The 21,224-nt window shown below is 71.4% G+C and carries 20 protein-coding genes; 13 read left to right on the top strand and 7 right to left on the bottom strand.

What is annotated here, in order from left to right; all coding sequences use genetic code 11:
- Positions 1-39 precede the first annotated feature (39 nt).
- From AC1PME_RS20240 to AC1PME_RS20230, 3 genes are all read left to right on the top strand, one after another.
- The gene (locus tag AC1PME_RS20240) at positions 40-1,404 is read left to right on the top strand and encodes an AMP-binding protein (RefSeq protein WP_307547217.1); all 1,365 of its coding nucleotides are present in this window, start codon (positions 40-42) and stop codon (positions 1,402-1,404) included.
- A 274-nt stretch (positions 1,405-1,678) separates the two neighbouring features.
- Positions 1,679-2,248, top strand: a complete 570-nt coding sequence (locus AC1PME_RS20235) for a hypothetical protein (protein ID WP_481096834.1) — start codon at positions 1,679-1,681, stop codon at positions 2,246-2,248.
- 15 nt (positions 2,249-2,263) lie between these two features.
- On the top strand, positions 2,264-3,775 hold the full coding sequence (locus tag AC1PME_RS20230) for an XVIPCD domain-containing protein (RefSeq protein WP_481096833.1): 1,512 nt from the start codon (positions 2,264-2,266) through the stop codon (positions 3,773-3,775).
- Positions 3,776-3,974: 199 nt separating this feature from the next.
- Here the strand turns inward: AC1PME_RS20230 and AC1PME_RS20225 are convergent, their stop codons facing one another.
- Together AC1PME_RS20225 and AC1PME_RS20220 are read right to left on the bottom strand one after the other, a co-directional pair.
- Positions 3,975-4,991: a chorismate transformation FkbO/Hyg5 family protein gene (locus AC1PME_RS20225; protein WP_481096832.1), complete on the bottom strand. Its 1,017-nt coding sequence runs from the start codon at positions 4,989-4,991 to the stop codon at positions 3,975-3,977.
- The gene (locus AC1PME_RS20220; RefSeq protein WP_307547209.1) at positions 4,988-6,346 is read right to left on the bottom strand and encodes an NAD(P)/FAD-dependent oxidoreductase; all 1,359 of its coding nucleotides are present in this window, start codon (positions 6,344-6,346) and stop codon (positions 4,988-4,990) included. The genes AC1PME_RS20225 and AC1PME_RS20220 overlap by 4 nt, the downstream gene beginning before the upstream one ends.
- A 130-nt stretch (positions 6,347-6,476) precedes the next feature.
- Between AC1PME_RS20220 and xanC the strand changes: the two genes are divergently transcribed.
- From xanC to fabG, 10 genes are all read left to right on the top strand, one after another.
- Positions 6,477-6,746, top strand: coding sequence for a xanthomonadin biosynthesis acyl carrier protein XanC (gene xanC / locus AC1PME_RS20215; protein ID WP_003470209.1), 270 nt, complete (start codon positions 6,477-6,479; stop codon positions 6,744-6,746).
- Positions 6,721-7,452 (top strand): COG4648 family protein, encoded by a 732-nt coding sequence (locus tag AC1PME_RS20210; RefSeq protein ID WP_254459578.1) that lies wholly within the window; start codon positions 6,721-6,723, stop codon positions 7,450-7,452. The genes xanC and AC1PME_RS20210 overlap by 26 nt, the downstream gene beginning before the upstream one ends.
- 54 nt (positions 7,453-7,506) lie before the next feature.
- Positions 7,507-8,256, top strand: a complete 750-nt coding sequence (locus AC1PME_RS20205; RefSeq protein ID WP_254461492.1) for a lysophospholipid acyltransferase family protein — start codon at positions 7,507-7,509, stop codon at positions 8,254-8,256.
- Positions 8,257-8,265: 9 nt separating this feature from the next.
- Positions 8,266-8,553 (top strand): ApeI family dehydratase, encoded by a 288-nt coding sequence (locus tag AC1PME_RS20200; RefSeq protein WP_048491109.1) that lies wholly within the window; start codon positions 8,266-8,268, stop codon positions 8,551-8,553.
- On the top strand, positions 8,550-9,524 hold the full coding sequence (locus AC1PME_RS20195) for an LpxL/LpxP family acyltransferase (RefSeq protein WP_254459577.1): 975 nt from the start codon (positions 8,550-8,552) through the stop codon (positions 9,522-9,524). Before AC1PME_RS20200 ends, AC1PME_RS20195 begins: the two co-directional genes overlap by 4 nt.
- Positions 9,448-10,095, top strand: coding sequence for a LolA-related protein (locus AC1PME_RS20190; protein WP_481096831.1), 648 nt, complete (start codon positions 9,448-9,450; stop codon positions 10,093-10,095). The genes AC1PME_RS20195 and AC1PME_RS20190 overlap by 77 nt, the downstream gene beginning before the upstream one ends.
- 88 nt (positions 10,096-10,183) lie before the next feature.
- A complete protein-coding gene (locus AC1PME_RS20185; RefSeq protein ID WP_254459576.1) occupies positions 10,184-10,402 on the top strand; it encodes a hypothetical protein in 219 nt (72 codons plus the stop codon).
- A 23-nt stretch (positions 10,403-10,425) separates the two neighbouring features.
- Complete coding sequence (locus AC1PME_RS20180) at positions 10,426-12,759, top strand: MMPL family transporter (protein WP_481098162.1); 2,334 nt, start codon at positions 10,426-10,428, stop codon at positions 12,757-12,759.
- A 4-nt stretch (positions 12,760-12,763) separates the two neighbouring features.
- Positions 12,764-13,195, top strand: coding sequence for a hotdog family protein (locus AC1PME_RS20175; protein ID WP_430543989.1), 432 nt, complete (start codon positions 12,764-12,766; stop codon positions 13,193-13,195).
- 845 nt (positions 13,196-14,040) lie between these two features.
- A complete protein-coding gene (gene fabG, locus AC1PME_RS20170) occupies positions 14,041-14,778 on the top strand; it encodes a 3-oxoacyl-ACP reductase FabG (RefSeq protein ID WP_481096830.1) in 738 nt (245 codons plus the stop codon).
- A gap of 61 nt (positions 14,779-14,839) precedes the next feature.
- Here the strand turns inward: fabG and AC1PME_RS20165 are convergent, their stop codons facing one another.
- From AC1PME_RS20165 to AC1PME_RS20145, 5 genes are all read right to left on the bottom strand, one after another.
- A complete protein-coding gene (locus AC1PME_RS20165) occupies positions 14,840-16,516 on the bottom strand; it encodes a tannase/feruloyl esterase family alpha/beta hydrolase (protein ID WP_481096829.1) in 1,677 nt (558 codons plus the stop codon).
- 207 nt (positions 16,517-16,723) lie between these two features.
- A complete protein-coding gene (locus tag AC1PME_RS20160; protein WP_481096828.1) occupies positions 16,724-18,349 on the bottom strand; it encodes an NAD(P)/FAD-dependent oxidoreductase in 1,626 nt (541 codons plus the stop codon).
- Positions 18,346-19,167 carry a glycosyltransferase family 2 protein gene (locus tag AC1PME_RS20155; RefSeq protein WP_307547180.1) on the bottom strand — a complete coding sequence of 274 codons (822 nt, stop codon included), beginning with the start codon at positions 19,165-19,167 and terminating at the stop codon, positions 18,346-18,348. Before AC1PME_RS20155 ends, AC1PME_RS20160 begins: the two co-directional genes overlap by 4 nt.
- Complete coding sequence (locus AC1PME_RS20150) at positions 19,164-19,940, bottom strand: beta-ketoacyl synthase chain length factor (protein ID WP_481098161.1); 777 nt, start codon at positions 19,938-19,940, stop codon at positions 19,164-19,166. Before AC1PME_RS20150 ends, AC1PME_RS20155 begins: the two co-directional genes overlap by 4 nt.
- Before the next feature lie 8 nt (positions 19,941-19,948).
- Complete coding sequence (locus tag AC1PME_RS20145; RefSeq protein WP_481098160.1) at positions 19,949-21,148, bottom strand: beta-ketoacyl-[acyl-carrier-protein] synthase family protein; 1,200 nt, start codon at positions 21,146-21,148, stop codon at positions 19,949-19,951.
- Positions 21,149-21,224 lie beyond the last annotated feature (76 nt).

The raw sequence follows: 21,224 nt of genomic DNA, 5'->3' as shown, positions 1-21,224 counted from the left end.
GCCGTGCGGGTCATCGCCCCGCCCGAGCCGCCGCCACGCATGTCCGCCGTTTCCTCCGAGATTCCCGCCGCGCCCCTGTTGCACCCGCTCGCCGTCGGCGACGCGCGGCGTCCGCTGGCCTTCGCCAACGGCGAGCACATCGACCTGGCGACCTTCCTCGGCCACGTGCGCGGCCTGGCCGCGGTGCTGCCGGCCGGCCGGCATGCGCTGAACCTGTGCGAGGACCGCTACCGTTTCATGGTCGCGTTCTGCGCGGTGGCGCTGCGCGGGCAGACCTCGCTGCTGCCGTCCTCGCGCGCGCCGGCGGTGGTGGCCGAGGTGCAGCGCAGCCATGCCGATTGCTACTGCCTGGGCGACCTGGCGTTGGCCGAGCCGCCGCCGCGCTACTGGCGACTGCCGGACGCGCTGCCGTCGCTGGACGGGCCGATGCCGCAATTGGCCGACGACGCGCTGGTGGCGATCGGCTTCACTTCCGGCAGCACCGGCGCGCCCAAGCCCAATCCCAAGACCTGGGGCAGCTTCCTCACCAGCACCCGCCAGGACCTGCTGGCGCTGGTCGGGCTGTGGCCGGACACGGCGGTGCCGCAGGTGGTGGCGACGGTGCCGCCGCAGCACATGTACGGCATGGAGCTGTCGATCCTGCTGCCACTGGTGACGCCGCTGGCGGTGCACGCCGGGCGCCCGTTCTTTCCCGAGGACGTGGCCCGTGCGCTGGCGCAGCTGCCGGCGCCGCGGCTGCTGGTGACCACGCCGGTGCATCTGCGCGCGTTGGTCGAATCCGGCGTCGCCCTGCCGCCGCTGGCCGGCATCGTCTCGGCCACCGCGCCGCTGGCGCAGGAGCTGGCCGCCGCCGCCGAGGCGCGCTTCGGCGGCGAGGTGCGCGAGATGTTCGGCTCCACCGAAACCTGTGTGTTCGCCAGCCGCCGCACCGCTTGCGAGGTGCCGTGGACGCCGTTGCCCGGCGTGCGCGTGGCGCCGCAGCCGGACGGCACCCTGGTGCACGCGCCGCATCTGCCGCAGCCGGTGCTGCTGGCCGACCTGATGGACGTGGACGCCGACGGCCGCTTCCAGGTGCGCGGCCGCCAGGCCGACCTGCTGGAGATCGCCGGCAAGCGCGCCTCGCTGGCCGATCTCACCCGGCGCCTGCTGGCGCTGCCCGGCGTGGTCGACGGCGCGATGCTGCAACTGGATCCGGAACCGGGCCAGGCGGTGGGCCGCATCGCCGCGGTGGTGGTGGCGCCGACCCTGGACGAGGCCGCGATCCTGGCCGCGCTGCGCCGCGAACTGGACCCGGTGTTCCTGCCGCGCCGGTTGCGCCTGCTCGAGGCCCTGCCGCGCAACGAGACCGGCAAGTTGCCGCGCGATCGCCTGCTGGCCTTGCTGGCGGCCGGTCGCGAGGACTGAGTACCCGCCGGACGGCGCCGGGATAGCGCGCAGCGACCAGGCGCCAGCGCGCTACGGTTTGCGCAGCGTGGCACGTGGCCGCCCGCCGCTTGGCACGGCCGGGGCGTGGCTTGCCGCCCCCTACGCGGGTGTTCGTATACTGCGCCTATCGCTTCGCGCCGCAAGGATGTGCCGCATGCCCCATCGGGCCTCCCTCGTCCTGATCGCCTCGCTCCTGTGTGCGGCCTGCACCCATGCGCCTGCCGCCGCGCCTCCTGCCAAGGACTCTCCCGCCATGACCTCGTCCCCCTCGTCCGGCGCCGCCGATCCGGCCGCCGCGCCCGTGTCGCCCAAGCTGAGCGCCGAGCAGATGCTCAGCCGCTTGCTGACCCTGATCCGCACCAGCAAGAGCGTGGCCGAGTTCACGCCGCAGCGCTTGCGCGAGGTGATGGGGGTGGAGGCGCAACATAGTGAGAACGGCGTGGACCGCTATGGATTTGGCGAGCAGGTAAGTCCTGAGTGGACGCATGGCTTCGAGGTCGATATGCGCGCCGCTCCTCCACGTTTGGACTTCGGGTTCAATCCGATCGTCTCCGGCACTTCGCCGGAAATGGGGGATCTCTGCCAGCTCGATTTCGATCAATTCACCGGTCAGTTGGAAGAGATGGGATTTGCCCGTCAACATAATTTCGATTCGCCCCCGCAGCCGGCCCCAGGACAGTCGGGCTTGCTGAACGGTCGGCTTTTGTACGACTCCTTCGATCGCCCGGGAATGCATGTGGAGGTGTATCCGGAAGGTGAGCATGTGTGGACATCGGATACAGGTACTGGCCGTTCCTGTGTCAGGACGATCGTTGTCACTTGATCTCAGGAGCGCATCATGGCGGGGATCAGTCCACAGGCTGAAAATGTCATTTCGGCATTTTCCGCTCAACCTGGCGTCACTCGAGAGCACGCTGACAATTTGCGGATGATCATCAATGCTTCTCCCGTGTTGGTGGACCAGTTCAACACGGCAGTCGAGCGGCAGTATCTGAAGCAGATCGTGCCATTGACCAATCCGAATGCTGGTGGCGAATATGACCCCCAAAGCCAGTCCATGCGGATTCCCCTGGCGCGACTCGCTGCGCTGCCTGGAGGCAGGTTGCCCGCTGCCGGCGAGCTGACGTTCGTATTGGGGCACGAACTGCAACACGGTTTCAATGCTGCTGACACTGCGCAAGCGCGCGCGGCGTTTCATGACACGGTGAAGCACATCGCGCGGCATCAGTCGGAACCTCGCGACTACACCGGCCCTCTCGATACCTTGCTGTCCCAGCACCGGCGCGATGAGGCCGGTGCGGAAATTGCGGGATGGAACGCGGTCGTAAGTAAGGTGAAAGCAGTCAATCCGCATCCATCACTTCAAGATATCTATCGGGAGCAGCCTGGGCGAATGGCTGACTTTATAGAGCTCAAGAATGGGCCGCGTGGTTTGTCCTACGAGTTGAAACAGAACTTGAGCATCAACCGTGATCTGACGCTTAGCCCAACGCCGGGCAATCTCGAGGCGATGGGTCAGAACTATTTCGATAAGTTGCCTAGAAGCCCGGGCGGACTGGGCGCACTCGGAAACTCGGACTATCCCAACTACTACGCAACCAGTGCGATCTCGTTCATCGCACAAGCGGAGCGAGCAAGCCATCCGCCGCAGCCGGGCAACGACACGCCGCAGATCGCGCTGAACCTGTCGCGGCTGCATCTGCGCGAGGCGCTGCTGGAAGAGAACGGGCTGGATCTGGGCAGGGACCGGCGGCCGCTGCCGTACTTCGACACCAGCGTGCAGCCGCCCGCCGCGGGCTTGCTGCAGCACACCGCCGATACCCATCGGCACGTGTCGCCGCTGGCCAACGGGTTGCCGGAACCAGCGGCGCCTGCCGCGCATGGCGCCGAGGCGCAGCGGAGCGACGATCCCTCGCTGCCCGGGCATCCGGATCACGCGTTGCTGGAACAGATCCGCGCAGGCATGCGCAAGGTCGATGCAGTGCTTGGCAAGGCCTACGACCACGACAGCGAACGGCTCAGCCGCAGTCTGCTGGCGGCCTGCAAGGACAACCGCGACCTGTATCCGGGCGCGGCCGGCTACTCGTTGGCGGGCAATGCGCTGGAGCGGGTCGACCATGTGGTGCTGGGAAAAACCGGCAACCTGATCGCCGTGCAGGGCGCGCTGAACGATCCGGCGATGAAGCGCGCGGTCGTTCCGGTGGAGCAGGCGTTGGCCACGCCCGTGGAGCAGTCGGACCAGAAACTGGCGCTGGCCAATCAGGCGCTGGGGCAGGAGCAGCAGCGTGCTGCACAACAGGCGCAGGGGCGCGGGATCGACGAGCCGGCGCACATGGCGCCTGGACGTTAGCGCCCACCGCTTGCAGTGCACGCCGCGGCGTGTCTGGTGCGATGGCAGGCCCGGCATGCCACTACGCCAATGCCCGATGGCGGCGGACGGTCGCCGCCGGTAACGCGCATTTGCCGCGACGGCATTCCCAGGAGGGCCCGGTCGCGGCTGAAGCCGCTCCTACGCCGACGTGCAGCGTGGCATGCGCCGTAGCGCGGCCTCAGCCATGCACGCCGTCGATCTCCACCGCCAGCTCGTCGCGGCAGATCACCGCGTGCAGCAGCAGGCGCGGGACGCGGTCGCCGAAGCGGGCGTCCAGGGCGGAGGCGACCAGCGGCAGGTCGTCGGGTTCGCGCACGTAGACCTTCAGGCGGGTGCCGTCGCCGAATTGCGGCGGCAGGTCCGGAGCGTGGCTGCGCGCTGCCGCCAGCAGGGCGTCGAAGTTGGCGAAGGTCTCTTCCAACTGCGCCAGCAGCTGGCCCTGGTGCATGGAGGCGTGGCCGACCACGCTGGCGGTGCCCGACAGCAGCAGCGGCATGTCGCTGCCGGCCGGCGGCAGCATGGCGCGGGCGAAGCTGGGCGGCTGCGGGCCGTACTGGCGCGGGTAGCGGTAGGCGCTGACCTGGCGCGGGTTCTCCAACGGCGTGCCGGCCTGCGCGGCGGCCAGCCAGTAGATCTGCATCACCCGCGCGTCGTCGCAGCGGCCAACCGCGGTGGCCGCCGGCAATTGGGTGGCGTCGAACTCGCCCAGCCCGCGCGCGCGGCCGACGCAGAAGCGCCGGTAGCGTTCGCGATCGCCGCTGCCCAGGGTGATCGCGTCGAGGTAGTTCCAGATGCGCAGCAGGCGTGGCGTAGCGCTGCCGGACACGAAGGCGGTGATCTGCGCGTAGGCGAGCGCGGCGGCTTCCTCGATGTCCAGGTCCACCTGGCGCTCGTCGATCTCGATCACGCCGAACTGCAGGCGGCCGTCGCTGGCCCAGGCGATGGCGCCGTCGCGGCCGCTATGCACCGGGGCGTCGGTGCGCCATACCTCGAGCATGCGCGGGCCGTGCGGCTGCAGCGGCACGCGCAGGTAGCGCGGGTCGTCGTGGTAGGGCGCGGTCTCGCCGAAGCCGAACACCGCCAGCACCTGGTCCTCGCCCAGCAGCTGGCCGGGATCGGTCTCGGCGACGTAGTCCACCTGCAACTGCGGATGGCCCTGCGTGTGGTGCGGAAACTGCAGGTGCGGGCGGCTCATGGTGTATCTCCGTGCAAGGTGTCGCCGTGGAACTGTTCGCGGGCCTGGCGGCGGCGGTGGCGCCAGGCGCGCCATGCCCGCGGCAGCATCGCCACCGCCGACAGCGCATAGATGGCGCGGAATACCCGCAGGCGGCGCAGCACCGCGCGGTTGTCGAAGACGTCGCCGGCCAGCATCGCCACGACCGCCTGTTCCACCTGCAGCACGTTGCGCGGCTGCGCGAACAGCTCGCGCATGGTCGGCGAGGTGAAGCGGTAGATGAACCACTTGAACTCGTCCAGGCCGCCGCGCAGGTGCCGCTCCAGGCGCCGCTGCAGCCGCGCCTCGCTGGCCGGGTCGCGCAGCGCCGCATCGACCATGGCCGCGCCGCGCTCGGCGCTGTGCATGGCCAGGTACACGCCGGAGGAGAACATCGGGTCGACGAAGGCGTAGGCGTCGCCGAGCATCAGCCAGCGCGGCCCGCTCATGCGGGTGCATTCGTAGGCGTAGTTGCCGGTGGCGTGCACCGGCGCCACACGCTGCGCGCCGGCCATGCGCGCCACCACGTCCGGATTCAGCGCCAGGGTGCGCAGCAGGAATGCCTCGCTGTCGCAGCCCTGGCGGGTCTTCATGTACTGCGGGTCGCACACCGCGCCCACGCTCATCACGTCGTCGGGCAGCGGGATCAGCCACATCCAGCCGTGCGCGTGGCGGTAGATGCTGATGTTGCCGGCGTCCTCGCCCGGGCGCCGCGCCACGCCGCGGAAATGGCTGAACAGCGCCGCCGACTGGTGCCGCGGGTTGGCGCGCTTGAGCTTGAGCTTGTTGCCGAGGAAGGTGTCGCGGCCGCTGGCGTCGATCAGGTAGCGCGGCCGGTAGTGGCGCACGCCCTCGGCGCTGCGCGCCTGCACGGTGGGCGCCTCGCCGTCCAATTGCACCGCCTCGACCCGCACGCCCTCGTGCACGTCGGCGCCGACCGCGCGCGCATGCGCGCACAGCACGCGGTCGAAGTCGGCGCGCGGCACCTGCAGCGCGAAGTCGGACTGCGCGCCCAGCGCATGCGCGAAGCGGAAGGTGTTGTAGCCGCCGGCGTCGTTGGGGAAGTCGGCGCCGAGCTTGAGCACGCCGATCGCCCGCACCTGCTCGAGCACGCCCAGCCGCTGCAGGATCGGCATGTTCATCGGCAGCAGCGATTCGCCGATGTGGAAGCGCGGATGGTGGTCCTTCTCCAGCACCGTCACCCGCCAGCCGCGCTGGGCCAGGACGATCGCCGCCGCGCAGCCGGCCGGCCCTCCGCCGATCACCAGCACGTCGGGCGTTTCTGCCGCGGCGGCGTTTACGGTGGGGGGGAGGGGAGCAACAGCGGGGGACGTCATCCTGAGGGAACCTGCGGCGCAACGGCGGGGCGAAACGGCATGATAGCGTGCTGTTCGCGGGCGCATGGTTGCGCCGCAGCGTCCGATGCACCATCTTGTCGCACCCGTCCTTTCGCCTGGAAGCCCCTGGATGTCTTCGCAAACCGCCGCCGAACGTGAACTGGCCGAGCTGCTGGTCGAGAGCCTGAACCTGGAAGACGTCCAGCCCGGCGACATCGATCCGGAGGCGCCGCTGTTCAACACCGGCCTGGGGCTGGACTCGATCGACGCCCTGGAACTGGCGCTGGCGATCAGCAAGCGCTATGGCTTCCAGCTGCGCTCGGACAACGACGAGAACCGCCGCATCTTCGCCTCGCTGCGCGCGCTGTCGGCGCATGTCGAAGCCAACAAGACCAGCTGAGCGGGCCGACGCCGCGCCCTGGGCGCTGGCCCTGGGCGTGCTGCTGGCGCTGGCCTACTCGCCGCTGGCGCATTGGGCCAATGCCGCGCACCGCCCGGACCTGGCGGTGCTGGCCGGCGCGGCGCTGGTGCTGATGGTGCTGGTGGAGCCGATGGCGCGCTGGCGGCCCTGGGCCTGGGCGCTGGCCATCGCCGCGACGGCGGCGCTGGTGCCGCTGTGGCGCTCGCCGCACGCCCTGCTGCTGCTGGCCGCCCCGCCGGTGCTGTTCACCGCCTGGGTGGCCTGGTTCTTCGGGCGCAGCCTGCAGCGCGGGCGCACGCCGCTGATCACCCGCATCGTCGAGGCCCTGTACCGGCAGGCCGGCATGCCGATCAGCCCGGCGCAGCGGCGCTACACCCAGCGCCTGACCCTGGCCTGGACCCTGCTGCTGGTCGGGCTGACCCTGCTCAACCTGGTGCTGGCGCTATGCGCCCAGCCCAGCGGCGTGCTGGCGCAACTGGGCCTGGCCGCGCCGTTGCCGATCAGCGATGCGCGCGCCTCGCTGTTCGCCAATCTGCTCGGCTACGGGGTCATCGGCGGCTTCTTCGTCGGCGAGTACCTGTTGCGCGGGCGCTGGTTTCCGCAGCGTCCCTACCGTAATCTGCCCGACTTCCTGCACCAGTTGGCGCGGCTGGGGCCGGTTTTTTGGCGCGATCTACTGCGCTGACGCGCGTATTGCAGGGGATGCAGGGTCGTGCAGATCATCAAGGAAAACCGCAAGTTGCCGCAGGCAGGGATGCCCTCGCGCATGGCCTGGGCCATGTACAACGCCCTGCAGCTGCTGTTCACCCTGGCGCATACCGCGCTGGGCATCGTCGTCGCGCTGGTGCTGCTGCGGCTGACCGGGCCGCGGCTGCCGTTGCGCATGGGCGCGCGATTCTGGGCGCCGGTGCTGCTGTTCGGCGCCGGGGCGCGGCTGCAGGTGGAGGGCCGCGAGCGGGTCGACTGGTCGCGCAACCACCTGTTCGTCAGCAACCACCAGTCGATCATCGACATCTGCGCGCTGTTCGTGGCGCTGCCGGTGCCGCTGCGCTTCCTGCTCAAGGACGAGATGCTGAAGGTGCCGTTCGTGAACTGGTATGCGCGCGCGACCGGCATGTTGTTCCTGGACCGCGACAGCCGCCGCGCCGGGGCGATGATGCGGCGCGCGGCGGCGGCGCTGCTGCGCCGCGGCGAGGATCTGTGCCTGTTCCCGGAAGGCACCCGCAGCCGCAGCGGCGCGCTGGCCGAGTTCAAGGCCGGGCTGCTGCAGGCCGCGATCGACGCCGGGGTGGACGTGGTGCCGGTGGCGCTGGACGGGGCGGGCAAGGTGTTGCCGCCGACCAGCCTGTTCCGGGTCCGGCCCGGCGTCATCCGGGTGCGGATCGGCACGCCGATCCCGGTGAACGGCGAGGACGGCCCGCTGAACCGCCAGGAAGTGACCCAGCGCGCGCACCAGGCCGTCCGTGCCATGCTCGAACCCAGGATATGAGTCGCCCGTATGCATTTCGTCGTCCCGCATGATCATCCCAGCCTGCCGGGCCACTTCCCGGGCCGCCCGGTGGTGCCCGGCGTCGTGGTGCTGGACCACGTGCTGCAGGCCGTCGAGGCGGCGCACGGCGCGCGCGCGCCGCTGCGCCTGCCGCAGGTGAAGTTCCTGCAGCCGCTGCTGCCCGGGCAGCCGGCACGGGTGGAGCTGGACGGCGCCGCGCCGCGCTGGCGTTTCCGCGTGCTGCGCGGCGAGGACCTGCTGGTGAGCGGCGAGCTGAACGCCGAGGCCGCGCCGTGAGCGCCGGCTGGAAGCATCGCCCGGAAGGCGGCGGCCGCTTCGCCCTGTGGCTGATTCGCGGCATCGCCCGCCACGGCGGCCGCGCCGTCGGGCGCCTGCTGCTGTACCCGATCACGTTGTACTTCCTGCTGGTGCGCGGCCCGGAGCGGCGCGATTCGCGGCATTACCTGAGCCGTGTGTTCGACCGCCCGGCCACCCTGCTGGAGGTGGCCCGGCACATCCACACCTTCGCCGCGACCATCCTCGACCGGGTGTTCATGCTGTGCGGGCAGATGCACCGGTTCCGGGTGCAGGTCCAGGGCCTGGACCAGTTGCACACGCAGATGGACCGCGGCCGCGGCGTGCTGATCTTCGGCTCGCACCTGGGCAGCTTCGACGCGCTGCGGGTGCTGGCCACCGAGCGTCCGGACGTGCAGGTCAAGGTGGTGCTGGACAAGGCGCACAACCCGGCGATGACCGAGTTGCTGGGCGCGCTGAACCCGCAGCTGGCGGCCAACATCATCGACGCCGGCATGGACAGCACCTCGATCGTCATGGCGATCAAGCAGGCCACCGACGAGGGCGCGCTGGTCGCACTGCTGGTGGACCGGCCGCGCCCGGAGGACCCGGCGCTGCCGGCGGCGTTCATCGGCCAGGGCGCGCTGTTCCCGACCTCGCCGTGGCTGATCGCCGCCGCGCTCAAGGTGCCGGTGGTGCTGGCGTTCGGCCTGTACCGCGGCGGCAACCGCTACCAGCTGGTGTTCGAGACCTTCAGCGAAGGCCTGGACCTGCCGCGCCGGCAGCGCGCGCCGGTGCTGGCCGCGCTCATCCGCGATTACGCCGCCAGGCTGGAGCATTACACCCGCTCCGCGCCCTACAACTGGTTCAACTTCTACGACTTCTGGAACAACCGCCATGCCGATGCGCCGCACCTTGCCGTGGATGCTGATACTGCTGTGCAGCGCCGCACCGCTGAGCGCCGCATCGCCTGAGGCACCGGACGCCGACTGGATCCTGCAGAAGCTGGCGCGGCCGGCGCCGGTCAGCACCGCCTTCGTCGAACTGCGCGGCTCGGCGCTGCTGAAGACGCCGCTGCGGGTGCAGGGCCAATACCGCCGCCCGGACGCGCAGACCCTGGTGCGCGAGGTCACCGCGCCGTACCACGAGACCACCACCCTGCGCGGTGGCGAGGCCACGCTGGAACGCGACGGCAAGCCGCCGCGGCGTTTCTCGCTGGCGCGCGTGCCGGAACTGGCCGGCCTGCAGAGCGGCTTCGGCGCGCTGCTGTCCGGCGACCGCGTGCTGCTGCAGCAGCAGTACACCATCAGCAGCGCCGGCACCCGCGAGCGCTGGCAGCTGGAGTTGCAGCCCAAGGACCCGGCCATGGCCGCGCACGTGCGCAGCCTGCGCCTGTACGGCCGCGGCGCCGAACTGCGCTGCATCGAGACCACCCCGGCCAAGGGCGAGGTCCAGCGCACCCTGCTGGCCGGCGCGGCGCAGGCCGCCGGCGCCCTCGCCGACGGCGCCGCGCTGACCGCACTGTGCCACGGCGACGCGGTGTGACCCCCGCGCGCGGCGACGGGTGCCGGCAGCACGCTGCCGGCCTGACGGGTGCGCGTGCGGCCGCTGAACGGTACGCAGGGACAGCGCGATGAGGCGTGCCCTCGGTTCGAAGATGCGCATCTCGCTGGCGCTGCTGTGGCTGGCCGTGCTGACCGTGGCCGGGATCCGGCTGGGCAATGCGTTGCAGGTGTCGGGTGACTTGCGCAAGTTCATGCCGGCCCGTGGTGGCAGGCGGCGGTCAGTCATGCCCGATGCCGCGCCCGCGGCCCCGGGTCTGAACGGATGGGCGTTGGGGGAGCGGCGGTAGTGACACGCCAACTGAGTTCGAAGATGCGCATCTCGCTGGCGCTGCTGTGGCTGGCCGTGCTGACCGTGGCCGGGATCTGGCTGGGCAATGCGTTGCAGGTGTCGGGGGACTTGCGCAAGTTCATGCCGGAAGCCCGCACCCCCGCCCAAAAGCTCCTACTCGACGAACTCGGCGAAGGCCCCGGCTCGCGGCTGCTGCTGATGTCGTTGTCCGGGGCCGATCCGGCCACGCTGGCGCAGCAATCGCAGGCGCTGCATGCCGCGCTGGCGGCGCAGCGCGACGTGTTCGAGCTGGTCGCCAACGGCGCCGACGCCGGCCTGGACGCGATCCCCGAGCGCCTGCTGCCGTACCGCTACCTGCTCAGCGACAGCTTCGACGCCAAGCCGCTGGATACGCCGACCCTGCGCGATGCGCTGCAGGCGCGGCTGCAGGACCTGGGCTCGCCGGCGGCGGCGATGGTGGAGCCGCTGCTGCCGCGCGATCCGACCCTGGAGGTGCTGCACCTGGCCGAGCGCCTGCAGCCGGCCGGCGGCCCGCAGCAGCGCGACGGGGTCTGGTTCGACCGCGCCGGCAAGGACGCGCTGCTGGTGGCGCAGACCCGCGCCGCCGGTTTCGACCCCACCGGCCAGCAGCGTGCGGTGGACGCGATCCATGCCGCCTTCGCCAAGGTCAGCGCCGGCACCCGCAGCAAGCTGACGTTGACCGGCCCCGGCGCGTTCTCGGTGGAGATCGGCGGACGCACCCAGAACGAGGCGCAGTGGATCGGCACCCTGGATACGGTGGGGCTGATCGTGTTGCTGCTGGTGGCCTACCGCAGCTGGAAGATCCCGGTGCTGGGCGTGCTGCCGCTGGCCAGCGCCGGCCTGGCCGGGCTCGGCGCGGTGGCGCTGCTGTTCGACGGCGTGCACGGCATCACCGTGGCGTTCGGCTTCACCCTGATCGGCGTGGTCCAGGACTATCCGATCCACCTGTTCAGCCACCAGCGTCCGGGCCTGGACCCGCGCGAGAACGCGCGCCACCTGTGGCCGACCCTGGCCACGGGCGTGGTCTCCACCTGCATCGCCTACGTCACCTTCCTGTTCTCCGGGGTGGACGGCCTGCGCCAGTTGGCGGTGTTCACCATCGCCGGCCTGCTGGTGGCGGCGTTGACCACGCGCCTGCTGTTGCCGGCGCTGATCGATCCCTCGCCGCGCGACCATGCCGACTCGCCGCTGCTGGAGCGGCTGTGGCGCGGCATCGCGCGGCTGCCGCGGCCGCGCTGGTCGCTGCTGCCGCTCGCGCTGCTGGCGGCGGCGGTCATCGTCTTCGCACCGGGGCCGTTCTGGCAGAACGACCTGTCCAAGCTGACCCCGGTGCCGGCCGAAGGCCTGGCCCGCGACGCGCACCTGCGCCAGGAACTGGGTGCGCCGGACGTGCGCTACGTGCTGGCCCTGCCGGCCGCGTCCGCCGATGCCGCGCTGGCCGCGTCCGAACGCCTGCGCCCGCGCCTGGACGCGCTGGTGGCGCAGGGCGCACTGGCCGGTTACGACATGGCCGCGCGCTACCTGCCCAGCGCCGCCACCCAGCGCCGGCGCCAGGCCGCCTTGCCGGATCCGGCGCAGGCGCAGGCGATCACCGCCGCGGCGGTCGCCGCCACGCCGTTCCGCGCCGACGCCTTCGCGCCGTTCCTGGCCGACCTGCAGGCCGCGCGCAGTGCGCCGCTGCTGACCGCGCGCGACCTGCACGGCACGCCGCTGGCGACCACCGTCGGCGGCCTGCTGCTGGAGCGCCCGGACCGTGCCACGGCGCTGGTGTCGCTGAGCGGACTGCGCGATCCGGCGCAGCTGGCGCGCGCGGTGCAAGGAACCGGCGCGCAACTGCTGGACCTGAAGGACGCCTCCGAATCGCTGGTCGCCGCCTACCGCGGCCGCGTGCTCGCCGCGCTGGGCGTGGCCGCGGTGCTGCTGGCGTTGACCGTGGCGATCGCGCTGCGCACGCCGCGGCGGATCGTGCGCGTGCTGCTGCCGATGGCGCTGACCACGCTGCTGATCCTGGCGATCCTGCGCGGATGCGGGGTCGAACTGAACCTGTTCCACCTGATTGCGTTGATCCTGGCCGCCGGCCTGGGCCTGGACTACGCGCTGTTCTTCGACCACGCCGGCGACGACCGCGCCGACCAGTTGCGCACCCTGCATGCGCTGATCGTGTGCAGCCTGATGACCCTGCTGGTGTTCGCGCTGCTGGCCGCCTCCAGCATCCCGGTATTGCGCGCGATCGGCAGCACCGTGGCGCTGGGCGTGTTGTTCAATTTCGTGCTGGCGCTGCTGATTTCGCGCGAGACCGCCAGCGAAGCCGAGGAGAGCCGCCATGCACACTGAACGCTTGCACGGACGCGACGCCATCGCCGCGCTGGTCCCGCACCAGGGCCTGATGTGCTTGTGGGAAGAGGTGGTGGCGTGGGACGCGCAGCGCGTGCTGCTGCGCAGCGGCGCGCATCGCCAGGCCGAGCATCCGCTGCGCAGCGACGGGCGCCTGCGCGCGCTGCACCTGTGCGAGTACGGCGCGCAGGCGATGGCGGTGCACGGCGGCCTGCTCGGCCGCGCCGCGGGCACGCCGGTGCGGCCGGGCATGCTGGTGGCGCTGCGCGCGGTGCAGTTGCACGTCAGCGAACTGCAGGACCTGGCCGGGCCGATCGAGGGCGAGGCCGAGGTGCTGCTGCAGGCCGAGGACAGCCAGCAGTACGCGTTCCGCATCACGCACGCCGGGCAGCTGCTGGCCGAGGGCCGCGCCACGGTGATGCTGGGCGCGGCATGACAGCGGTAGGAGTCGACTGCCCCGCAGTCGCGATGAACGCAGTCTGCCGAGTCACCAACCTTGGAAGGCGTCGGGACTGAAGTCCCTCCCACAGTGCACTCAGGCAACGCAGTGCAACTTCTTGTATCCGCATCGTGCACGCCGGGCAGCTGCTGGCCGAGGGCCGCGCCACGGTGATGCTGGGCGCGGCATGACAGCGGTAGGAGTCGACTGCCCTGCAGTCGCGATGAACGCAGCCTGCCGAGTTCCCGGCCTTGGAAGGCGTCGGGACTGAAGTCCCTCCCACAGTGCACTCAGGCAACGCAGTGCTACTTCTTGTATCCGCATCGTGCACGCCGGGCAGCTGCTGGCCGAGGGCCGCGCCACGGTGATGCTGGGCGCGGCATGACAGCGGTAGGAGTCGACTGCCCTGCAGTCGCGATGAACGCAGCCTGCCGAGTCCCCGACCTTGGAAGGCGTCGGGACTGAAGTCCCTCCCACAGTGCACTCAGGCAACGCAGTGCAACTTCTTGTATCCGCATCGTGCACGTCGGGCAGCTGCTGGCCGAGGCCCGTGTCACGGTGATGCTGGGCGCAGCGTAGCGGCCCGACTGGTCTGTGCAGGAGCAGCTTCAGGGCAGCTTTCATCACTTGCGTTCGCCATACGCGAGCCGGGTCCAGGTTGTCCTGTAGGAGCGGCTTCAGCCGCGACAGGCGCTCCTGGTCACGCCTGTCGCGGCTGAAGCCGCTCCTACAAAATGCTTCCTGTGTTTATTGGAGGAGCCCTTCCGTCGCGACGCGCATTCGAGGGCGTGGATGAACCGTTAGGATGACGGCCAATCTTCAATTGCGACCGAGGAGTTCCGATGTCTGCATCCCCCGCACCGCGCCGCGCCCTGGTCACCGGCGGCAGCGGCGATCTCGGTGGCGCGATCTGCCACGCCCTGGCTGCGCAGGGCCTGCACGTGATCGTGCATGGCAACGCCAACCTCGCGCGGGCCGCGGCGGTGGTGGAGGCGATCGTCGCCGCCGGCGGCAGCGCCGAGGCGGTGGCGTTCGACGTGGCCGATGCCGACGCCAGCGCGCAGGCGCTGGCGACGCTGCTGGAGGCCGGCCCGATCCAGGTGCTGGTCAACAACGCCGGCATCCACGACGACGCGCCGATGGCGGGCATGACCGCGGCGCAGTGGCACTCGGTCATCGACGTCTCGCTGCACGGCTTCTTCCATGTCACCCAGCCGCTGCTACTGCCGATGGCGCGCACGCGCTGGGGCCGCATCGTCAGCCTGTCCTCGGTGGCGGCGGTGCTGGGCAATCGCGGGCAGACCAACTACGCCGCGGCCAAGGCCGCGCTGCACGGCGCCAGCATCTCGCTGGCGCGGGAAATGGCCAGCCGCGGCATCAGCGTCAACGTGGTCGCGCCCGGGGTGATCCAGGGCGCGATGGCCGAGAGCGCGTTCCCGCCGGAGGCGATCAAGCAGATGGTCCCGGCCGGGCGCCCGGGCAAGCCGGAGGAAGTGGCCGCGCTGGTCGCCTTCCTGTGCTCGGACGCGGCCGCCTACATCAACGGCCAGGTCATCGGCATCAACGGCGGCATGGGCTGACCGCCTCGAAAACGACGCGGCCGTTGCGTCGCCACGCCGGCGGCGCAACGGTGGCCGGCGCTCAGCGGCAGACGAAGCTGGACGCCGCCTCCACGTCGCCGCCGACGTAGCGCGCCACCTGCGGATACGGACACAGCGGACGGCTGCGCTGGCTGCTCCAACTGGCCGGCACCTCGTTGTTGGGCGCGGCGCTGCCGCTGCCGCGTGCGTTGGCGACGATCGCGGTCGGCGCCTGGCCCTGCTCGACCCAGGCGACCAGCGGGGTCAGCGCATCGAACTGGTCGGTGGCCGGTCCGCCGGCGCAATGGGCCATCGCCGGTACCGCGAACAGGCGCGCGTAGCTGGCGGCGTCGGCATCGGCCGTGCGCAGGCGGTCGTACCAGGCCGCGGTGTCGGCGAAGGAGAAGATGCCGTCGCCGGTGCCGTGGTAGATCAGCAGCTTGCCGCCGCGCGCCTTCAGCGTGGTCAGCTGGGTCTCGTTCGGCGGGGTCATGTACGACCAGGCGGACTCGCCAAAGGCGCCGGCCGTGGCGAAGATCTTCGGCGCGTCGCGGTCCATGTCGAACTGCAGCGCGTACCGCTTCAGGTCCTGCAGTACCGCCGGATCCTCCGGCGGGGTGACGAAGCCGAAGGCCACCGATCCGGGCACCAGGGTCAGCGAGGCGTCCTGCCGCCAGCCGGCCCAGTCGCCGCTGGCGATGCCCGGGTCGTAGGGGAAGGGCGCGTACAGCGGCGTGCCGGCGCTGTTGCGCACGCCGGCGTGGATCGCGCCGAGCGCGCGCTTCTGCGCCGGGGTCAGGCATTGGCCGGTGCGCCCGGCGCTGCCGCAGGTGGCGACGTCGCGGTTCAGGTCGAAGCGGCGCTGGCAGGCGAGCACGTCCTGCACCATGCCGTCGCGCACGCCGTCCAGCGCATCGCAGGTGGCGACGATGCGCTCGGCCACCAGGCTGCGCTCGGCGGCGGTCAGGCCGCTGCGCGTGTCGTTGCCGCCGGCCAGCGCCGCCAGCTGCTGGGCCGCGGCCAGGTCCGCGATCGCCGCCTTGGGCAGGTGGAAGCCGGGATCGCCGACCAGGATGCCGTCGTAGTCCTGCGCGTCGCGCGCGGCGGCGACCATGCCGTGGCGACCGCCGTTGGAGCAGCCGCCGAAGTAGCTGTAGTCCGGCGCCTTGCCGTAGGCGATCTGCACCACGCGCTTGGCCATCGGGGTCAGTGCCTGCACCGCCTGGTAGCCGTAGTCCAGCCGCGCCTGCGGGTCGCGGCCGAACAGCGGGTTCTGCGCGTTGCTGTGCCCGGCGTCGGAACTGATCACCGCAAAGCCCATGCGCAGCGGGTTGTCGCGCTGACCGCCGCCGCCGATGTCGCCGAGCGCGGGAACCACGTTGCCGTCCAGGCCGCCGTTGGCCTGGTAGAAGAAGCGCCCGTTCCATGCGGCCGGCAGGCGCATCTCGAAGCCGATCGCATAGGCCTGGCCGTCCGTGCCGACGCGTTCGTGCATCAGGCCGGTGATCTGGCAGTGCGCGCCGATCGGCTGGCCGCCCACCTGCAGGGCGCCGGCGGCCACGCTGTGCACCGCGGTGAAGCGGGTGCCGGGATAGACGAGCCGGCTCGCCAACGCCTCGCACGACTGTTGCAGCGGTGCCGGCGTGGCCGGCGCGCGTTCGGTCGGCTGCGCATGCGCGGTGGAGGTCGCGGCCAGAGCGGCCAGGGGCAGGGCCAATGCGAGCAGCGTGGAGTGCATGCAGTTCTCCTGAAGGGCGCGCCGGGCACGGCGGGCCTGTTTCGCGCCGGTAGCGCGAGGCGTCAACCGCGGTTCGTGCGAAAACGCGGATGCGTGGGCGATATTCGCCCATTGTGATTTATATCGCACAATAACGGCGTTGCATGGCGCGTCGCGGCGGCGCGCGGCGCATGCGTTGTTGCAGGGCGGCATGGCCCTGCGCGCGGTTCAGGCGGCGTCCGCGTACCAGGCCGGCGACAGCACCGGCGCCGGGATCGGCACGCCGCGGCAGGCGTCCAGCAGGCCGTGGTCGGCCAGCGCGGGATGCCGCTGGCGGGCGCGCGCCAGGATCTCCCCGGCCAGTTCCGCCATGCGCGCGACATTGCCGTGCAGGCGGGCGACGAAGGCGGCGTCGTCGAGCCGGTCGCCCAGGGCGCGGTTGAGCTCGTGGAACCAGCCGATCAGGTACTGGTCCAGCAGGCGTCCGTCGGCCACCGCCGCGGCCTGCGCGCGGTTGGCCGCGCCCCAGTCGCGCAGCAGCGCCTGCATGCCCAGGTTGAGCGCGCTGGCCTGCTGCAACACCGGCCGCAGCCGGCCCAGCACCGCCAGGTCGGCGATGCGGTCGGTGCAGTACAGCGGCGCCAGCAGCGACCAGTAGTAGGTGTAGTCCCAGATCACCTTGACCGGCATTACCTGGGCGTCGCCGAACAGCGGGTACTGGTCCTGGTACAGGGTCAGGGTGTTCTCGTAGAACGAGAAATACAGCTGCTGGTACAGCTCGGCGTAGGGGGCGATGTCGCGTCCGGCGCGCTCGCGGCCGATCAGTTCGCAGATGTAGGTGTTGCTGATGGCGATGAAGTCGCTGCCCGGCGAGTAGAACGGGTCCAGGAACACCCCGGCCTCGCCGGTCAGCGCCCAGCGCTGCGCCGAGAACACCTGCTTGCAGCCGTAGGAGAAGTCGCGCAGGAACAGGAAGTCCTGCACCGTGTGCTCGCTGCGCTCCAGCGTGCTGGCCACCTGCGGCTGGTGCGTGCGCAGCCAGTCCATCGCCTTGGCGTGGGTGTTCATGGTCTCCAGCGGATGCAGGGCGGCATCGCAGACGATGCCCAGCGAATGCGCGCCGGAGGACAGCGGGATCAGCCAGAACCAGTAGCCGGGGCCGCACATGTGGTTGGTCGAGCGCCAGCGGTCCGGTGGCGTGCAGCGCTGCAGCCAGGCGCTGTCCTGCGACCAGCCGTTGGGATCGACCAGCCCGTCCACCCGCCACCACACCGCGTTGGCCTGGTGCGCGTTGTCCTGCGCCAGGCCGAGCTTGCGCTTGAGCAGGCCGGCGCGGCCGCTGGCGTCGATCACCCAGCGCGCCTGCAGGTGGGCGTCGGCGCCGTCGCGGCTGTAGCGCACGCAGTGGTCGCCGGCGTCCTCGGCCAGGTCGACGCCGCGCACCGTGCTGCCGTCGAGGAACTCCACGCCGAGGGCGCGCGCGCGTTCGCCGAGAAAGTTCTCGAAGCGGCCGCGGTCGATCTGCCACGACGGGGTGGGCAGCAACTGGCTCACCCCCAGCTCGGTGCACTGGTCGATGTCCGTGCGCCCGTCGGAAAAGAAGAAGCGGAAGCCGAACTTGCGGATCTGCTCGGCATCCAGGTGCTCGCGCAGGCCCAGCACCTCGGAAAAATAGTGCGCGCCGATCTCCACCGAGGATTCGCCGACCTTGAACGCGGCTTCGCGCACCGGGTGCGCGCGCCGTTCCAGCACGCGGATGCGCAGCTGCGGGTCGCGCTGGCGCAACTGCAGCGCCAGGGTCAGTCCGGCCAGTCCGCCGCCCAGAATCGCCACATCCGCCTGCGCTGCGTTCATGTCGTCTTTTCCTTGCCGACGGCCAGGGGCGCCGGGTCGAGGGTGCCGTCGGCGTCGTCGATCAGCACCGGGTTGGCGCGGGTGCGCCGGTACTCGCGCACCACGTGCCCGTAGGTCCACACCTGCACGATCACGTGCGAGGTGATCTTCCACAGATCGCGCACCAGGCGGAAGTGGCTCTTGCGGAAGCTGCCGGGGGTCTGGTTGGCATAGCGGGTCTCGATCGGCACCGCCACCACCCGTGCGCCGGCCTGGCGTGCGGCCGAGATCAGCAGCTGCGCCTCGAACACGAAGCCTTCGCCGGGCACGTCGGGCAGGGTGTAGACCGACTGCGGGTACAGGCGCTGGCCGCTCTGGCTGTCGACCAGGCGGAAGCCGCAGCCCCAGGCGATGCCCCAGTCGCCGAAATCGTTGCCGATGCGGCGGATCGGCGGCTGGCTGGCGCGCTTGCGCAGGCGCGCGCCGACGATCACGCAGCCGGGATGGCGGTTGGCCGCGGCCAGCAGCCGCGGGAAGTCGGCGGCGCTGTGCTGGCCGTCGCCGTCCATGGTCATCACCGCGCGCGCGCCCTGGCGCTGCGCCTCGGCGAAGCCGCTGCGCAGCGCGGCGCCCTTGCCGCGGCGCTGCGGGTGACGCAGCAGGGTCACCGGCAGGTCGGCGATGCAGTCGCTGGTGCCGTCGTCGGAGCCGTCGTCGACCACGATCACCCGCGGGCAGTGCGCCAGCGCGGCGCTGACCACCTCGCGGATGCGCAGCCGTTCGTTCAGGGCCGGAATCAGGATCGCGGCGTCGGCGGCGGTCAGCGGCGTGCGGCTCATGCGCGCAGCTCCACCTGCAGGCAGCGGCCGCCGCCGGCGTCGAGCACGCAGCCGCTGCCGCCCAGCGCCAGCGCGTCGAACAGCGGCAGCATCGGCGCCATCGCGTTGCCCGCGGCATGCTGCGCCAGCGCGCCATCGCCGACCGGCGCGTTGCCGTCGCGCAGTTGCACCTGGAGTTGCGGCTTGCCGTCGCGTGCGCCCGCGCTCAGCACCAGCGCACCGCCGAGCAGGCCTTCGCTGCGCGCGATGCGGCCCAGCGCGCCGACCGAGCGGCTGTCGTAGCCGACCAGCAGCACCGCGTCTTCGCCCGCGGCCAGTTGCGACAGCGCTTCCAGCAGGCCCTGCGCGAAGCTGCCCGAGTGCGCGCTGATCGCGGTCGCCGCGGCGGTGGCGCCGGCGCCGATGGTCCAGTAGCCGGCGGCGGCGTTGTGCACCGAGTTGTGGAACTTGGTCGGCGAGACCGACAGCGGTTCGCTGGCCAGGGTGGTGCACATGTAGTCGGTGATCGCCAGGTCGCCGTGGGTGGAGGTGAACACCGACGGCAGCGTGGCCGGGTCGCGGCCGGCGTCCTGGCAGGCGGCCAGCGCCGCGTCCAGCGACACCGCCACCGTGTCCGGCGCGCGGCGGCGTTCGTTCGGCGCCAGCAGTTGCGGCGAGGGCCGTGCCGGCGTCTCCAGCAGTGCGCTCTCGCCGCGGGCGAACGCCTGCGCCACGGTCCACGAGGGCAGCCCGGGCGCCCAGAAGCCGATGCCTTCGATCGTCGCGCGCAGCATGGGCGTGCTCATGCGCGGCCGAACAGCAGCGAGCAGTTGTTGCCGCCGAAGCCGAAGGAGTTGTTCATCGCGTAGCGGACCTGTGCATGGGCGGTGGCGAAACGGATCTGCGGGCCGCAGGCGGGATCGGGCAGTTCGCTGTTGAGGGTGCCGGGAAGCAGGCCGTCGCGCAGCGCCAGCAGCGCGAACACCGACTCGACGATGCCGGCGGCGCCGAGCGTGTGCCCGGTCCAGGCCTTGGTCGAACTGGCGTGCAGGGTCGGCGGGAACAGCGCCGCCACCGCGGCGGCCTCGACGCTGTCGTTGGCCGGGGTCGCGGTGCCGTGCAGGTTCAGATAGCCGACCTCGGCCGGGTCGACGCCGGCGCGCTGCAGTGCGCCGCGCATCGCCAGGCCGGCGCCCAGGCCTTGCGGATGCGGTGCGGACATGTGGTGCGCATCGCTGGACTCGCCGTAGCCGCACAGCAGCGCCTGCGCCGGCGGCGCATCGGCGGCATCGGGGCGTTCCAGCAGCGCGTAGCCGCCGGCCTCGCCCAGCGACAGCCCGACCCGGCGCGCGTCGAACGGCCGGCACGGTTCCGGCGACACCACCTGCAGCGAGTTGAAGCCGAACAGCACGCTGCCGCACAGCGTGTCCACGCCGCCGACCAGCGCCGCATCGACCACGCCGGCGGCGATCAGCCGCGCCGCCTGGGCGAACACCTTGGCGCTGGACGAGCAGGCGGTGGCGACGGTGATGCACGGGCCGCGCAGGCCGGTGGCCGCGCGCACGAAATCGCCCAGCGAATGTGGGGTGTGCACGATCGGGCGGTCCAGATCGGCGGGCAGGCGCGGGCCGTCCGCGTCATGATCGAGCCGGGTGTAGCCCTCCTCGCTGGCGCCGATGCTGGAGGTGGAGGTGCCCATCACCACCGCCACCCGGTCGGCGCCATGCCGTTGCGCCGCGGCGGCCACGGCGTCGGCCATGCCGTCCTGCTGCAGCGCCAGCCAGGCCAGGCGGTTGTTGCGGCATTCCCACGCGGCCAGCGCCGGCGGCAGCGCGGCGGTTTCCAGCGCGTCCACCCGGCCGATCCAGCATTGCAGCGGTTGCGGACCGAAATCGTTGCGGCGCAGGCCGCTGCGGCCCTCGCGCAGCGCCGTGGCCTGGGCTTGCAGTCCGCTGCCGAGCGCGTTGGTCGCGGTGTAGGCACGGATGGCCACCGGGGCCATGCGGGGCGACGAGGACGCTTCGGTCACGCGGTATTCCATACAAGGGCAATTGCCGCAGTATATCGACGCATTCGGT

It is taken from the genome of Xanthomonas sp. NCPPB 901, assembly GCF_056725085.1.
Note: the sequence above shows the minus strand (reverse complement) of the source record. Positions and strands in the feature narration are given on the sequence as shown.